This window comes from Labedella gwakjiensis, from assembly GCF_003014675.1.
In the GTDB taxonomy this organism is placed as follows: Bacteria; Actinomycetota; Actinomycetes; order Actinomycetales; family Microbacteriaceae; genus Labedella; species Labedella gwakjiensis.
Genome location: NZ_PYAU01000001.1, coordinates 1,127,784 through 1,141,866, shown reverse-complemented (window position 1 = coordinate 1,141,866; position 14,083 = coordinate 1,127,784). Strand labels below are relative to the sequence as shown.

Genomic DNA, 14,083 nt, shown 5'->3' with positions numbered 1-14,083 from the left:
CACGTCATGAGCAGTCTCCCCACGATCGCCACCGTCATCGGTTCGGGCACCATGGGCCCGGGCATCGCCGCCACCCTCGCCCGCGCCGGCGCCACCGTGCGCCTGTACGACATCTCCGCCGACGCCATCACGCGCGCCGAGGCTGCGTACGACATGGTGCGCGGCGTCCTCGAGGCCGTCGACTCCCCGTCGGCCCCCGGCGGATCCGTCACGTTCGGCACCGACCTCGACGCGGCGCTCGCCGACACCGAGCTCATCATCGAGGCCGTCCCCGAGAAGCTCGAGCTCAAGCGCTCGGTTCTCGCCGACCTCGAGGCGCGCATCGGCGACGACGTCATCATCGCCACGAACACGTCCGGCATCCCCATCAGCACGATGGCGGAGTCGATGACGGTGCCCGCGCGCCTCATCGGCATGCACTGGTCGAACCCGCCGCACCTCATCCCCATGATCGAGGTGATCCCCGGCAACGCGACCGCTCCGGAGCACGTCGACCGGCTCATCGAGATCGTGAAGGCGTTCAACTACGTGCCCGTTCTCGAGAAGGAGATCCCCGGCTTCGTGGAGAACCGCGTGCTCTACGCGATCCTCCGCGAGTGCATGGCGCTCCTCGAAGAGGGCATCGTCACGCCAGAGGGCCTCGACGCGTGCGTGAAATGGGGCATCGGCTACAAGCTCTCCGTCGTCGGCCCTACGCGCCTGCTCGACATGGCCGGCCTCGACATCTACCAGGCGGTCTCGAGCTACCTCAACAAGGACCTCGACAACAGCACGGACACCCCGGAGTTCATCAAGGACAAGATCGCCGCCGGCCAGCTCGGCTTCAAGTCGAACGGCGGAATGTACGAGTACGGCGAGGGCGACGTGGACGCCAAGCGCAAGGAGATCATCACGGGCCTCATCGCCGCGCGGAAGACGCTGGCCTCGATCCCGAACGTCTGATGGCCCTGACGCCCTCCGTCGTCGACATCGGCGACGGCCTCTCCCGCACCCGGGGCGCCGGCATAGAGCTGGCGTTCCGGGTGCGGGGGGCCGGCCCGGCCGTCGTGCTCCTGCACGGCACGTCGGCGAACCACGCCGTGTGGGAGCCGGTCGGCGACCTGCTCGCCGACCGGGCGACCGTCATCGCGCTCGACCAGCGCGGTCACGGCCGCAGCGACAAGCCGGATCACGGCTACGCGGGTGACGACTTCGTGACCGACGTCGTCACCGTCCTCGACGCCCTCGGCATCGAGCACGCCCTCGTGGCCGGTCACTCGCTCGGCGGGCGGAACGCGTGGCTCGCGGCGGCGCTGCATCCCGACCGCGTCTCGGGAGCCGTCGTCGTGGACTACACGCCGTACGTCGAGGCGGACGTGCTCGACGAGCTCGCGGTGCGCGTGGCCGGCGGGTTCCGTGAGTTCGCGGATGTCGCCGAGATCGAGGCGTACCTCGCCGCCCGCTACCCGAAGATCCTGCCGGGGGCCGTCTCGCGCCGGGCCCGCTGGGGCTACCAGCCCACGGCCGACGGGGGCTGGGCACCCCTCGCCTCTCCGTCCGCGATGGCACAGCTCATCGACGGCTTCCGCACGCCGTTCGACGAGGAGTTTCGCTCCGTTCCCACCGCCATGACGCACCTCCGCGGCAGCGCGAGTGCGATCGTGAGCGAGGCCGCGTGGGAACGTGCAGCACAGGATCGCCCCGAGGACCGGTGGGTCGACGTGCCCGCGGCCGACCATTACATTCCCGAAGAGAACCCCGACATCGTTGCCGCCGAGATCGCTCGCGCTCTCGGCATCTGACCGAAAGGAACCACACCCATGCCCCTCTTCGCCGACCTCGCCATCTCGAGCGCCGACATCCAGAACCTCGAGCGCATCCCGGAGAACTTCAGCGCCGACGGAGGCAACGACACGCCCTCCGTCTCGTTCTCGGGCGCCCCCGAGGGCACCGTCGAGCTCGCGGTCATCGTGCACGACCCCGACGCCCCGCTGCCCAACGGCTTCACGCACTGGGTGGTCTACGGCGTCGCGCCCGACGCCACGACCCTCGACCTCGAGGCGGACGGCGTGCGCGTGGGGCCGAACACCCTCGGCGAGTCGAGCTGGTTCGGCCCGCAGCCGCCGGCCGGCCACGGCGAGCACCACTACTACTTCTGGGTCTACGCGCTGCAGACGAAGGTGGAGGGCGAGCCGTCCCGCGAGGGTTTCCTCACGACCTACGCCGGCAACATCGCCGAGCAGGCGCGTTTCATCGGCACCTTCAGCCGTCCCTGACGGTCCGCCCCACCCCCGCGACGTGCGGGCTATCGTCTCCTCGAACGGGGTTCGAGGGCGGAAGTCCGCACGTCGACGCGGTCCGGCGACCAATGGTCGCGGGCCGAACGACATCCCGTAGAGCGGAGTTTCAGTCGTCTGCGTTCACGAGCACGTCGGCGAGCGGATCGACCTTCGGTTCAACCTGGCGAATATCAGCGCACCTCAACTTCGTGAAGGTAGTGTCATCGCCATATCCAAGGAGGGTCGATGACGCAGCCCATCTACGCCATGAGTGCTCAGGACGTCGCTCGCGCCCAGCGCGTGCAAGCAAAGCGCGTGGCTGGTGCCGCCGATTGGGCGGAGAGCTGGGACATTCGGGTTACGAGCCTCTCCAGCGACGAGCCGATCGCTGAAGACGCTTTCTCCTCCCTCGAGTTCGTCGACCGGATCACGCTCGGCGCACACCTCGACGGTCTTCTCGCACGAGTCGGACTGCGTCTGGCAGGAACGACAGACGCCGAAGCTGCGCGGCCTCTGGACGACGATACCCACGTCTTCTTGGTTGAGCCGACCCCCTCCTAACGCCCCGCACTGGGGGCCTCAGGTGGCCGTACCTCGGGTTTAGGCTGCGAGCACCCGGCCTTCTTCGGCCTGGCCGAGAGGGGAAGCAATGAAGCACGGAATTCGCACCTGGGGCGCTGGGGTAGCCGTATTGGGAGCACTGATTGTCGGGAGCGCTGCCACGCCAGCTATCGCCGACGAAGTGCCTATCGGCGAGTACGTCAAGGTTGAACTGACCAGCATCCCTCTGACGAAAGCAAACGCGATCGCGAATGGCTACGAGGTTCGCAAAAACTCCGCCGGCACAGAATTCATCGTCGCACCGGGCACACCAGATGGCGACTTCTCTCACGCCGTCGCCCTTCCCAAGAAGGGGACCGTTGGGACGAACAACACGGCGCATGGCACCTGCGGCGACTCCTGGGTGTACTTCAACAGCACAACTCAGATCCGCACCGGCTACACGATCTTCTCGAACAAGGGCCAGCCAGTGAGCCAGACCTGGAACGTTGCCGTCACGTCACCGTGGGACGCGGAGAGCTACTCGTTCACGGGACTTGCCACCTGGGGAAGTCAGACGTGGAAGGCCACCCGCAATATCAGCGTCGAGGCCGCTTTGGGAGCGTTCAAAAACGCGGTGGCTGGTGGGAGCGTCCTGACAACCTCCACCCTGTGCTCATCGGGCAGCCCAACAGCCAGCATCCGAAACCAGTAGCCGCGCGAGGAATAAGGCGGAAAAGCGAAACGCTCTTCTCCCTTCGGGGGACATCGTCACGTGAACTCCGTCGGATACCCATTTCCTTCGCCGTCGCTCACGTCATTCTTCATCCTCGGCAATGCCAGGCGACTCGTCCGCATTTCGTCGATACGAACGGCAACTTGAGTTTAAGTATCAATTATGAGGCAATCTAGAATTATGTCTCACAATTGATACGCTTTACTTGTGCGCATCGAAGAAGTAGTCGGGGCCGTCCGCGAGGCGGCGCCGCTCAGCGTGTCATCGGTCGCCCAGCGCTCGGGCGTCAGCCGGCCCACGCTCTACCGTCTGCTCAACGGTGCCGTTCCGCGCACAGACGATCTCCGCGAACTGGCCATCGCCGCCGGGTTCGACATCGATGCGAGCCTCGTTCCCCTGAGTGACCCGCTTGCCGCCGCCGCGGCTCGCACGATCCTGGGTGATCGATCGGTCGACGAGTGGGCCGAGACCTCGGCCGAGTGGCGCGACCGCCTTGAGCGTTTCGCCGCCGGGACCGCTGGCGTCGACCGAGAGGTCGCGATCATCGATGAGGCGGGCCGCGCATCGTCGCCGACGCACCGACCGGACGCCGTCCACCTCCGTGGCGATCACCGGCGAGTGGATCGCCTTGTTTCGGCTGGCCGGTCATCGCAGGGGCGTTGGGCTTTATCAGGGTGGGCGGCGCTCGACGCGCTCGGCATCGAGGTCGACGCTCCGACGATCCTCTGGGTGGAGGACGCCCGGAAGATCGCCCAGCTCCTCGGTGACAGCTTCCGCCCGGGGCGCGTGGAGCGGTGCGACCTCATAGTCGTGCCGGCGCATCCGTCGGTTTTCGCCGGGGGAGGGGCCATCGAGGACGTGGAGCTCGTCTCGCCTCTTCAGGCTCACATCGACGCAGCCGGTCTCGGCGACGACGCACGAGACCAGGCGCTCGCTCACCTCGGGCGGACGCGATGACGGAGACGAATGGGTGGGGCGACGGCCTCAATGCATATGTGAGACGGCCCGGCCGCCCGGAGGGCAGCCGTCCGCTCGCGGACAAGACACCCGAGGTTCCGGCTCGGTCCACGGCGGGAGCCGAGTCGTTCGCCGCGACCGGCATCCGCTGGGACGCGTCGAGGATCGATTTCGAGCGCATAGCGATGTCGTCGACGTCCCGCGCGCGGTTCCGGTTCGAGAAGTCGCTCCCGGATCTCGTGTGGAACGCAGCTGCTCTCGAGGGGAACACGTTCACGCTGCCGGAGGTCCGCACGCTCCTCGATGGCGTCACCGTCGGTGGCCGCAGGATCGAGGAGGAGAAACAAGTCCTCGCGCTCGTGGACGGCTACTCCCGACTCGACGACCTCGTGGGAGCCGGCCGGTTCGCCCTCACGAAGGCGGTGTCGGACGACCTGCACGGACGGGTCGCCACGCACGAGGCGATCGAGTCCGGTGCGTTCCGGGGCGAGGGGCCGACGGGCGGCGGTGGAAACGTGCTCCTGGCAAGCGGCGGCATCGTCGCCGGGGTCCCGCAAGAGGAGCTGCAGGCCCGCTTCACCGACACCGTCGACTTCCTCGACACGCTCGACGACGCACGGGAACGGGCGCTCGCCTACTTCGCTGCGGCCACGCGCGCGCAGTTCTATTTCGACGGCAACAAGCGCACAGCGCGACTCATGATGTCCGGAATCCTCATGGCCGACGGGTACGAGGTGGTCAACATCCCGTTCGCCCGCCAGTTCGAGTTCAACAAGGCCCTCGACGTCCTGTTCACGGACGACGACGCGACGTCGCTCATGGGGTTCATCGCGGACTGCGCGATCGATGAAAGGCCATAGAGCGTCGGCCGTCCGGCACTAGGCCGGTGATGCACCGCTCAGCATGGCGCTTCGCGTAGCCCAGTCCCGACGTTCTCCGGGCCGCAACTCAGTCAATTAGTCGCAATTCGACATGGCGAATCAGCCTGGCGTATCTGTCTGATCTGGCGCGCTGGGCGTGTTCGTTCCCTGTTCTGGGTCAGCCGGAGTGCGAGAGACAGCGGCCGAGGGATCGGTCTCGGTTTCCTCCTGATACTGAAGGCGTTCCAGTTGGCCGAGGGCTCGAATCGCGTCCCGAAACTCTTCGAATCGCGGGACAGCAGGGTGACTTCGGTCGTCAAGCTCGTAGCGGCGCCGGATTGATGTCAGTGCGAGGCGGGTGTCGTCGGCGCGTGAGTCTTGTGGCGTGGCGAGCTCGAGTTGGCGAAGGAGTCGGCCCGCGTCGTACTTCCGCATACCGGAGGGGTGGTCGGTGAGGAACGAATGGATGTGCCGGGCGAGTTGGTCACTCGATCGCTCATTTGTTTCCCTGTCCGAAGCGTCCTCCAGTAGGCGAGCGAGATCACCCAGCAGGAGGGCGAATCGGCGGCGGATCTCATCTGCGGCTTCGACATTGGGGGTCAGCTCTAGCAACTTCACCACTTCTCTGGCGAACCCTGCCTTCTCCAAATGCTCGTCGGGGAACGTGTCATTCACGCAGGCCCCCAGGGCAGCCCACATGTTGTTGTGTTCCTGGGCGGAAGCAAGGATGGAGTCGGCGGAGAAGCTAGCGCCAGCTATCTCGGTGAGGTCGGTGAACCGAGCGATGTGATTTAGTGCCGCTCGGCGTGCAATGGGCACAGGGATGAGGTCTTCAATTTCAATCGGGGTGGTTCCCCAATCGGTTTGCAGGCTGTGCCCGTCGGCCCAGGTATCGATTCTGACGATGAAGTCGTCGTCGAGTATGCGTTGTCTCCGTGTGTCAGCACCTCGGCGAAGGACGCGTTCAGCGCGGTGGCCAGCGTCATCACCGTCTAATAGAGCGACGCATGCGGGTTTAACTGTGTCTCGGCCCCGAGCGAGATAGACCATGTAAGGGACCCCGTCCGCGCCACCGCTTCCGACAATTGTGACTTGGTTCAGGTCCATCACTGACGTGGTGGATTCTTCAACGTGAGCAATATGGGCGGAGAGCCCAGCGAGTATGACCTGGTCGCCAGCGCCTTCAACGAAGAGGTTCTGACCTCCGATGAAGGCGGTCTCGGAAATGTAGGCGCCCAGTGAGGAGCGGAGGGGCTCATACCGATTGTTTGCAGCATCCTTGACTACGCGGGTGCCGTCCTCGTCCACACCCTTATCAAGTACCCGTATCCGCTGGGGTGCGTTCTTGTCGATGAGGAAGGGTGAATGCGTGACGTACACGACCTGTCCCCCGAGGCTGCCATCTTCGGGGCGCGCGTAGTCGTGGAGGATGCGGAGAAGATCCTGCTGTCCGACGCTCGAGAGGTAGGCGTCGGGTTCATCCAACAAGAGAATTTCACGGCCGTTCCCGGCAAGGCGGTGTGCGATGAGCTGAACAAAATAGCTTAGGAAGAAACGTAGGCCCTGGCTTCGTTCCTTAAACGAATAGGTAGATGTGGTCCGATCTTGGATGGTCAGCGCGATTTCATGTTCACGAGCTTCTACGAGGAGATCGAACTGCTTATCCTGAGTCCACCAACGCTGGATGTTCAGATTCTCCTTTATTGCGGCGTTCATGCGACCGACTAGCCCTTCCACCCAGCCTTCCTTGCCCTCTGCGAGCCCACGATGTAGTTCCTGGAACGCGGAGGGGGCGATCCTCGCGGCGTCTAGAAGGAGTTTGCGAGCGAGGTTGAACTCGGCCTCCTCATCAGCGCTCGCACCCTTAACTGGCCTGGATTGGCTGAGTAACTTGACGAGGAGCGTGCCGAGCGAACTTTCGGATCGGTCGGACGTCTCGAGTTCCTCAAGAAGTTCGCTCCGCTGGGGCCGTCGAAGCGTAGGACGGGTCATTCCCGCAAGGCGGCGGATGGACACGCTGTCGGGAATTGCGAGATCTGTTTCCATGACGAATACGCCTGGAAGTCGCAACTGCAGCACTTTCAGTTCCTCGGCGGTGATCGGGACACGCTCGCCATCAACGACGAGGAACGGGGTTTCTGCACCTGGGCGAAACAGCGCGAATTGGCTCGCGTTCTTTAGAGCAGGAAGATTGACGCGTTCCTCCTCGGGCTCGAGTTCAAACCATGCGCCAAACTCTGGGTGCCGCAATTGCTCAAGCTGTACCGAGTATTGCGCGGAGTACCGGCAAAAATCGGCTCGATCGATTGGCGTGACGCCGAGCGCTGCCTTGATTGCACCGAGCAGATGACTCTTGCCTGACTCATTTGCACCAACCACTGCGGTGATGTCCCCGTCGATCGGAACTCGTACGAACGGGAACCAAGGGCCATCTTGATCCTCCCAAGCCTCGCGCTTGGCCTTCGGATGCGCTTTCAGTTCGAAGTCAAAGTTGAACGACTTATAGAACCGGATATCGACACGGGTTAGCTTCATTGACGGGACTCCCAGCACGAATCGGACGTGTTACGGAGGCTAGACCAGTCTGCCTGCGTCGCGCATAGATCCTCTGTTAACTGTTCCTCGAATGAGCGCTACTCTCCCCCCATGGACGTTGGTTGGAAGTGGAAAAGTACCCGGCATTGGGTAAAGCCAGCAAGCGCTCGGGACGTCATGAACTTCATAGGCTCGATCGGCGTTTATAGCACTGGTCAGCGCTTTGCTTGGCGGGGGATGAGTAGCGCCGATTACAGTGTCAGCTCTTCATTGCAGCGCATAGCTGGTCCAACTGAGGATGATGTTCGGCGGGCCGAGCTTGAGATACTTCGTGAAGCACGAGAATGGGGCCTCGGAGTGCATGCCACTGGACGTGTCGACGACCTACAGTTGTTGTCCGATCTGCAGCATTTCGGCGTCCCAACACGTCTCATCGACGTAACCAGTAACCCAATGACGGCACTTTGGTTTGCGTGTCAGCCGTCGGTCGAAGGTACGGCCAAGAGCGGGTTGCTTCTGGCCCTAAACGTCACGAATTGGGATCGGCTCTCAACTGTCACTTCAGTAGCGACCTGGGGGACCGTGTCGGATCCGCAGTCGGCGCGGCTCAAACAAACTCTCCTGCAAGGGACCCCATTCATCCTGGAGTCAGCTGCGCCAAACGCTCGACTTCGGGCTCAAGAGGGGTTCTTTGTTGCAGGTGCGGTTCCTCCAGTGCAGGACAAAGCCCTTGGCTCAGGCATTACCCTGATTTCCCCCACGCCGTTCGACTCAATACGTGTGACATGGAAGCGCATCGATCAAGAGCAGCTGGAGCGACGACTAGCTGAACCTCGCGGTGCCGGGGCGCCCGCAGCCCTGCCTTTCGTCGCGATTCTGATCAACGCGCAGCTAAAGGTCAAGCTCAGGAAGTACCTCGAGGGAACGTACAACCGCTCCGCGCGCGTCCTCTTTCCGGACTACGAGGGATACCGGCAGTACGGAGAGAACTTCCGGGGGTAAGGAAAACGGAGTCGGAACATGGCTAAGAAGTGGTCAGCGGTTGCTTCCCTGACCCCCGCGTGCAGGCTTTTTCAACGATCGGGAGCTGCAGTCGTGCGGCAGCGGGCGCTCAAGTCGGGTGAGATGCACTTAGGGCTCCTGGTAGGAGCGGGCTCATCAGTAGGACGCCGCCGCCGAGAACGACTCCGCGATCGCGAGCACCGAGGCGTGCACCGGGCCGGCCGTGATCGACGGGATCACGGACGCGTCAACGACGTGGAGCCCGTCGACGCCGCGGAAGCGCAGGTCGGGGGTCACTGGGGCGTCGTCCGTGTGGCCCATCCGCAGGGTGCCGACGGGGTGGTGGTGCGTGATCGCGGCTCGCGCGATGAAGGCGTCGGCCTCCTCCGGCGTCGAGACCGAGGGGCCGGGCAGGACCTCCGAGTCGCGCCAGCGGGCGAGCTCGTCCGATCGGCCGACCATGCGCGCGTGCTCGAGGGCGAGGCGGAACATCTCGCGGTCGTGCTCGGTGTCGAGGTAGTTGGGGTCGATGATCGGCTCGTCTCCGATGTCCGGCCCGGAGATGCGGAGTGAGCCGCGGCTCGTCGGGTTCGTGACGCCGAAGAGGAGCGTGTAGCCAGCGCCCGGCGCGACGTGCGCGGCCTCCGCCGTGAACGACTCGGACGCACTCGGGCCGACGACGCAGCCCACCACGATGTCCGCCGCTCCGCTCGTGCGCTCCCAGCCGTCCTTCGACAGGTACGTCATCGACTCCGACAGCTGCAGTCGGCTCGGCGGAACGGGGATGCGAGAGGAGTAGAGGTTGCCGGCGCCGAGCAGGTGGTCGTGGAGGTTGCGGCCCACCTCGGGCGACTCGAGCACCGTCTCGACTCCGGCGGCGCCGAGCACCTCCGGGTCGCCGATGCCCGAACGCATGAGAAGAAGGGGATCGCCGATCGACCCTCCGCAGAGGATCACGGTGTCGGCCTCGATGATCTCGTCGCGGCCGTCGCGCGTGACGGCCGCACCGGTGACCCGGCCGCGCGACACGATCAGCCGGTGCACGGTCACCCCGGTGAGCAGCGTGAGGTTCGGGCGGCCCAGCACCGGGTCGAGGTAGACGTCGGACACGGTCACGCGCTCACCGTCGCGGGTGGTCAGCGAGTTGGGGGTGGCGCCGAGCATCTCCCCGCCGTTGTGGTCGGGGATCCGTTGCACGCCGAGCGCCTCCCACGCCGCGAGGTAGTCGAGCACGAGCGGGCTCGACAGATCCGGGCCCGGAAGCAGCACGGGGAGGGGACCGGAATCGCCGTGCACGTCGCTCGCTCCGCCGGAGAACGACTCCGAACGGATGAAGGAGGGGAGGAGAGAATCCCACGACCAGCGCTCGTCACCCGTCGCCTCCACCCAGCGGGCGAAGTCGGCGCGGCAGCCACGCATGTGAGCCATCGCGTGCACGAGGCTCGAGCCGCCCGGACCGCGGCCGCGAGCCCAGTCGAGCGAGCGCCCGGCGAGTCCCTTCTGCGGCGTCGTCCGATACGCCCAGTCGTAGGAGCGTCCGTGGATGAACGGCCACAGCTCGGGCCGCCGCATCTCCGGATCCGTCACGCGCTCGCCGGATTCGAGCACGGTCACCGTGCGGGACGGGTCGGCGCTCAGGCGGTTCGCGACGACGCTCCCCGCCGACCCCGCCCCGATGATGAGGACGTCGGAGGCCATGGCCGGGCTCAGTTGCGGGTGTGGCCGGCGTCGACCACGAGGGTCTGGCCGGTGACCCAGCCAGCCTTCTCGGAGGCGAGGAACGCGACGGCGGGGGCGACGTCCTGGGGGAGACCACGGCGGTCGAAGGCCTGCATGGGCACGACGTAGTCGAAGCCGGACTCGTGCGGGCCGCCGAGAACGCCCTCGCTCGCGATGATGCCGGGGGCCACGGCGTTGATCGTGATGCCGAGGGGGCCGAGCTCGCCGGCGAGGCCGCGGACGAGACCGATCGACGCGCCCTTCGTGGCGACGTAGTGCGCGCAGTTCGGCGTTCCGGCCACGAAGGTGTTCGAGGCGATGTTGACGATGCGGCCGTAGCCGGCCTTCCCCATGATGGGTGTGACGGCGTGGGTCATGAGGTAGATGCCGTCGAGGTTCACGGACATGACGCGCCGCCACTCCTCGAACGAGATGTCCGCCCAGGGGGTGAGCGGCACGAGGGCCGCGTTGTTCACGAGCACGTCGATCCGCCCGAACTCCTCCACGACCTCGGCGACCACTGCGGCGACGCGCGCCGGGTCGCTCACGTCGAGCACCTTCGCGACGCCGCCGTTGCGCGCGGCCACTGCCTCGGCGCCCTCCTGGTTCACGTCGGCCACGACGACGAGCAGGCCGTCGGAGGCGAGCTCGTCGGCGATCGCGGCGCCGATGCCCTGGGCCGCGCCGGTGATGAGGGCGACGCGCTGGTCGGTGTGGGGCATGTCTTTCGGTCCTCTGTTCTCGGGTGACGTTCTCGGGTGGTGACGTGCTGGGGCGATGCGGTGTCGGGCGGAGCGCTGGGTGGGCGGAGGCTACTGCCCGCCGTAGAAGTCGGGCGCGAGCTTCCACTGCTCGAAGGACGCGAGCTCGTGCGACGGGTAGATGTCGGCGTTCTTCGTGCGGGCGAGGTAGTTGAGGCGGCGGATCGCCTGCACCGACTTCGCGGGGTCGAGGTGGAAGCCGGCGATCCACTCCTTCTCGAGGGTCGTGCGCGTATACGCGGCGTCGCCGCAGAACAGCATGTTCCGCTCGTTCTCGAGCTCCACGAGCAGCGAGTAGTGGCCGATCGTGTGGCCGGGGGTCTCGAAGAGCCACACACCCGGCACGATCTCGAAGTCGCCCGAGATGGGGCGGTAGGTGGTGTCCTTGTGGTCGAAGGACAGGTCCGAGTAGCCGAGCCGCTCGAACGGCTCCGGCACCTTCGCGTGCCGCAGCTCCTCCACGTGCACGAGCGTCTCCGCCTTCGTGAGGTGCTTGTTGCCGCCGACGTGGTCGAAGTGGAAGTGGGAGTTCACGACGATGTCGACGTCGTCGGGCGTGAAGCCGCACGCCGCGAGCTGCGCGGGGATCGTCTGCTCGGGCGTCTGCATCGGCAGCTCGAACGGGAGCACGGCGTTGACGTGGTCGAGGTCGAACCCGGTGTCGAAGAGGATGAGGGCGTCGGGGTGCTCGATGAGCACGCTGTAGACGGGGAAGCGCACGGGATTGCCCGCGTTGATGTGCCAGTGCACGTCCGACTCGTCGATCACGAGCGTGCCGCCGTCGAGGAGGTACACCTTCGGGTCTGTCATGTGCTTCCCGCTTCCCGCGAATTATCATCCGTCGTTAATTGGGGATCACGTTATGAGAAGACTCCGAAGGCTGTCAAGGAATCGCCCGCGAGTTAACGGCGCGGTAACAACACGGGGTCAGCGGTCGGCGGTGATGCCGGGGAAATCCTCGAAGTGAGGCATGCCCGTGTAGAACGCCCAGCGGTAGCAGTGGTCGATCATCGGCTCGGCGGCGAAGTCGCCGACGCACGTCGCGTCCTGGTACCGGTCGCCGCTGTCGTCGACGTAGTGGGCGCGGCAGAGCACGCGCCATGTCGTGTCGTTCACGGTCTCGTCGTCGATGAGATGCTCTGAGGGGAGCCAGCACTCGGTGCTCGTGATGGCGTCCGGATCCACGTTCGACGTGGGGCCGGCCACCTCGGCCAATCGCGACAGCGCCGCCGCGTCCTCGGCGGAGAGGCTCGCGGTGGGCGTCGCGGTGTCCGTCACGGGCGCGCCGGGTTCCGAGGCGCAGGACGAGAGCAGCGTCGCCACCGCGGCGACGAGCAGAAAGCGGGTGATGCGGGCCGGGCGGGTCATGGGCGCAACCTCCTGAGGACAGCGTCGACCGTGAGTGTTACCGACGTGTAACAACTGAATTTCATGCTTGGCAACCGGTACTTATTCTCATATCGTAGCGCTACCCCTGCACAATGTAAGACGATTTCTCGCTTGCAGCACTCGAGTCCCAGGGGCCCATCACCCTGAGAGGAAGATCTCGGCAATGAACAGATTCACCGGCGGCCCCCGCCGCGGTACAGCGTCACGCGTGCTCGTTCTCACCGTTGCGAGCGGCCTCGTCGTGGCTCTCAGCGCCTGCTCCTCGGGTCGCGGGGGCGGCTCCGACGACACCGACGCCTCGTCGTCCGGCACGGAGGTCACGCAGTTCGCCCTCGTCGCCCCCGAGAACGAATCGGACTACGGCTACAACCAGGCGGGCATCGAGGCCGCGAACGCCGCGGCTGAGGAGCTCGGCATCGACGTGACCGTCGTGCCCGACGCGGGCTACGACAACATCGAGACCGTCCTCAACCAGGTCGCCGACGGCGGAGCCCAGTTCATCGTGGCCCACGCGTCCGGCTACAACGTCGGCGCCGCTGCGGCTGCGGCCGCCAAGAACGTGCCCATCCTCATCCAGGACGCCGGTGAGGAGGAGAACGTGCCAGACCAGATCGCGGCCGTGAAGCCGGAAGGTCAGGAGGGCGGCTACCTCGCGGGCGTCGCCGCCGCCATGGCGACGACCTCCAAGAAGGTCGGCATCGTGGTCTCGGCCGACAACGCCAACTGGTTCGCGATGTCCTCCGGCTTCGCCGAGGGTGTCTACAGCGTCGACCCCACCATCCAGGTGCTCTACACCTCCGTGGGACCGGCCGCATACGCGGACGCCGCCGGCGGCAAGGTCGCGACGGAGCAGATCATCGCGTCGGGCGCCGACGTCGTGTTCGGCATGGGCGACGGCGCGACCCTCGGTTACCTGCAGGCCATCGAGGCCTCTGAGGGCGTCATGTACATCGCCGACATCGGCGACGTGACCCCGGGCCTCAGCGACCCGAGCAAGCTACTCACCTCCGTGCGCTGGAACTATGAGCCCGCCTACGTGCAGGCGATCAAGGACGTGGAGGCCGGCACCTTCGGCGACACCACGTACGCGGTCGACGTGGAGAACGGCGGAATGTACCTTCAGGAGACGGACCAGCTGACCTCCGAGATCACCGAAGCGGTCGACGCGGCAGCGGCGAGCATCTCCGACGGCTCCATCACGCCGACGATCGCGACATCGGCCGACGAGGTCGCCGCCGTCATCGCCGCCAAGGGTGAGTGACGGTCGAGTAGCGGGGGAGTAACCCCCATACCGGTCGGTGCCGGGGCCCGCCCGCCTCGGCACCG

14 protein-coding genes are annotated in these 14,083 nt (G+C 65.7%); 9 read left to right on the top strand and 5 right to left on the bottom strand.

Annotation, left to right across the window (positions count from 1 at the left end):
• Nucleotides 1–6 precede the first annotated feature (6 nt).
• The 7 genes from CLV49_RS05370 to CLV49_RS05340 all read left to right on the top strand — a co-directional run bounded on the left by CLV49_RS05370 (nt 7) and on the right by CLV49_RS05340 (nt 5,351).
• Nucleotides 7–942, top strand: coding sequence for a 3-hydroxyacyl-CoA dehydrogenase NAD-binding domain-containing protein (locus tag CLV49_RS05370; RefSeq protein ID WP_106562610.1), 936 nt, complete (start codon nt 7–9; stop codon nt 940–942).
• Nucleotides 942–1,781 (top strand): alpha/beta fold hydrolase, encoded by an 840-nt coding sequence (locus CLV49_RS05365; protein WP_106562609.1) that lies wholly within the window; start codon nt 942–944, stop codon nt 1,779–1,781. The genes CLV49_RS05370 and CLV49_RS05365 overlap by 1 nt, the downstream gene beginning before the upstream one ends.
• Before the next feature lie 18 nt (nt 1,782–1,799).
• Nucleotides 1,800–2,255 (top strand): YbhB/YbcL family Raf kinase inhibitor-like protein, encoded by a 456-nt coding sequence (locus CLV49_RS05360; protein ID WP_106562608.1) that lies wholly within the window; start codon nt 1,800–1,802, stop codon nt 2,253–2,255.
• A 249-nt stretch (nt 2,256–2,504) separates the two neighbouring features.
• Entirely contained in the window at nt 2,505–2,819 is a 315-nt protein-coding gene (locus tag CLV49_RS05355) for a hypothetical protein (RefSeq protein ID WP_106562607.1), read from the top strand.
• Between the two features lie 88 nt (nt 2,820–2,907).
• A complete protein-coding gene (locus CLV49_RS05350) occupies nt 2,908–3,513 on the top strand; it encodes a hypothetical protein (RefSeq protein ID WP_127054472.1) in 606 nt (201 codons plus the stop codon).
• Nucleotides 3,514–3,741: 228 nt separating this feature from the next.
• On the top strand, nt 3,742–4,491 hold the full coding sequence (locus CLV49_RS05345) for a helix-turn-helix domain-containing protein (protein ID WP_106562605.1): 750 nt from the start codon (nt 3,742–3,744) through the stop codon (nt 4,489–4,491).
• Nucleotides 4,488–5,351: a Fic family protein gene (locus CLV49_RS05340; RefSeq protein ID WP_208019870.1), complete on the top strand. Its 864-nt coding sequence runs from the start codon at nt 4,488–4,490 to the stop codon at nt 5,349–5,351. The genes CLV49_RS05345 and CLV49_RS05340 overlap by 4 nt, the downstream gene beginning before the upstream one ends.
• 120 nt (nt 5,352–5,471) lie before the next feature.
• Here the strand turns inward: CLV49_RS05340 and CLV49_RS05335 are convergent, their stop codons facing one another.
• Nucleotides 5,472–7,886 carry an AAA family ATPase gene (locus CLV49_RS05335; protein WP_106562604.1) on the bottom strand — a complete coding sequence of 805 codons (2,415 nt, stop codon included), beginning with the start codon at nt 7,884–7,886 and terminating at the stop codon, nt 5,472–5,474.
• Between the two features lie 111 nt (nt 7,887–7,997).
• Between CLV49_RS05335 and CLV49_RS05330 the strand changes: the two genes are divergently transcribed.
• Nucleotides 7,998–8,888 carry an FRG domain-containing protein gene (locus CLV49_RS05330; protein WP_127054470.1) on the top strand — a complete coding sequence of 297 codons (891 nt, stop codon included), beginning with the start codon at nt 7,998–8,000 and terminating at the stop codon, nt 8,886–8,888.
• A gap of 156 nt (nt 8,889–9,044) precedes the next feature.
• Here CLV49_RS05330 and CLV49_RS05325 read toward each other — a convergent pair whose 3' ends face one another.
• From CLV49_RS05325 to CLV49_RS05310, 4 genes are all read right to left on the bottom strand, one after another.
• The gene (locus CLV49_RS05325; RefSeq protein WP_106562602.1) at nt 9,045–10,586 is read right to left on the bottom strand and encodes a GMC family oxidoreductase; all 1,542 of its coding nucleotides are present in this window, start codon (nt 10,584–10,586) and stop codon (nt 9,045–9,047) included.
• Nucleotides 10,587–10,594: 8 nt separating this feature from the next.
• Nucleotides 10,595–11,329 (bottom strand): pyridoxal 4-dehydrogenase, SDR-type, encoded by a 735-nt coding sequence (pldH, locus tag CLV49_RS05320; protein ID WP_106562601.1) that lies wholly within the window; start codon nt 11,327–11,329, stop codon nt 10,595–10,597.
• A gap of 90 nt (nt 11,330–11,419) precedes the next feature.
• Nucleotides 11,420–12,178, bottom strand: a complete 759-nt coding sequence (pldA, locus tag CLV49_RS05315) for a 4-pyridoxolactonase (RefSeq protein WP_106562600.1) — start codon at nt 12,176–12,178, stop codon at nt 11,420–11,422.
• A 117-nt stretch (nt 12,179–12,295) separates the two neighbouring features.
• Nucleotides 12,296–12,736 (bottom strand): hypothetical protein, encoded by a 441-nt coding sequence (locus CLV49_RS05310; protein ID WP_106562599.1) that lies wholly within the window; start codon nt 12,734–12,736, stop codon nt 12,296–12,298.
• A gap of 184 nt (nt 12,737–12,920) precedes the next feature.
• Here CLV49_RS05310 and CLV49_RS05305 point away from each other — a divergent pair, with 184 nt between their 5' ends.
• Entirely contained in the window at nt 12,921–14,018 is a 1,098-nt protein-coding gene (locus CLV49_RS05305; RefSeq protein ID WP_106562598.1) for a putative B6 ABC transporter substrate-binding protein, read from the top strand.
• Nucleotides 14,019–14,083: the final 65 nt, after the last annotated feature.

Excerpts from the sequence above, each read along its gene's own strand:
- pldA (WP_106562600.1), bottom strand. The coding sequence starts at position 12,178 with ATGACAGACCCGAAGGTGTACCTCCTCGACGGCGGCACGCTCGTGATC.
- CLV49_RS05365 (WP_106562609.1), top strand. The coding sequence starts at position 942 with ATGGCCCTGACGCCCTCCGTCGTCGACATCGGCGACGGCCTCTCCCGC.
- CLV49_RS05305 (WP_106562598.1), top strand. The coding sequence starts at position 12,921 with ATGAACAGATTCACCGGCGGCCCCCGCCGCGGTACAGCGTCACGCGTG.
- CLV49_RS05335 (WP_106562604.1), bottom strand. The coding sequence starts at position 7,886 with ATGAAGCTAACCCGTGTCGATATCCGGTTCTATAAGTCGTTCAACTTT.
- CLV49_RS05310 (WP_106562599.1), bottom strand. The coding sequence starts at position 12,736 with ATGACCCGCCCGGCCCGCATCACCCGCTTTCTGCTCGTCGCCGCGGTG.
- CLV49_RS05325 (WP_106562602.1), bottom strand. The coding sequence starts at position 10,586 with ATGGCCTCCGACGTCCTCATCATCGGGGCGGGGTCGGCGGGGAGCGTC.
- CLV49_RS05370 (WP_106562610.1), top strand. The coding sequence starts at position 7 with ATGAGCAGTCTCCCCACGATCGCCACCGTCATCGGTTCGGGCACCATG.
- CLV49_RS05350 (WP_127054472.1), top strand. The coding sequence starts at position 2,908 with ATGAAGCACGGAATTCGCACCTGGGGCGCTGGGGTAGCCGTATTGGGA.
- CLV49_RS05340 (WP_208019870.1), top strand. The coding sequence starts at position 4,488 with ATGACGGAGACGAATGGGTGGGGCGACGGCCTCAATGCATATGTGAGA.
- CLV49_RS05330 (WP_127054470.1), top strand. The coding sequence starts at position 7,998 with ATGGACGTTGGTTGGAAGTGGAAAAGTACCCGGCATTGGGTAAAGCCA.
- pldH (WP_106562601.1), bottom strand. The coding sequence starts at position 11,329 with ATGCCCCACACCGACCAGCGCGTCGCCCTCATCACCGGCGCGGCCCAG.
- CLV49_RS05360 (WP_106562608.1), top strand. The coding sequence starts at position 1,800 with ATGCCCCTCTTCGCCGACCTCGCCATCTCGAGCGCCGACATCCAGAAC.
- CLV49_RS05355 (WP_106562607.1), top strand. The coding sequence starts at position 2,505 with ATGACGCAGCCCATCTACGCCATGAGTGCTCAGGACGTCGCTCGCGCC.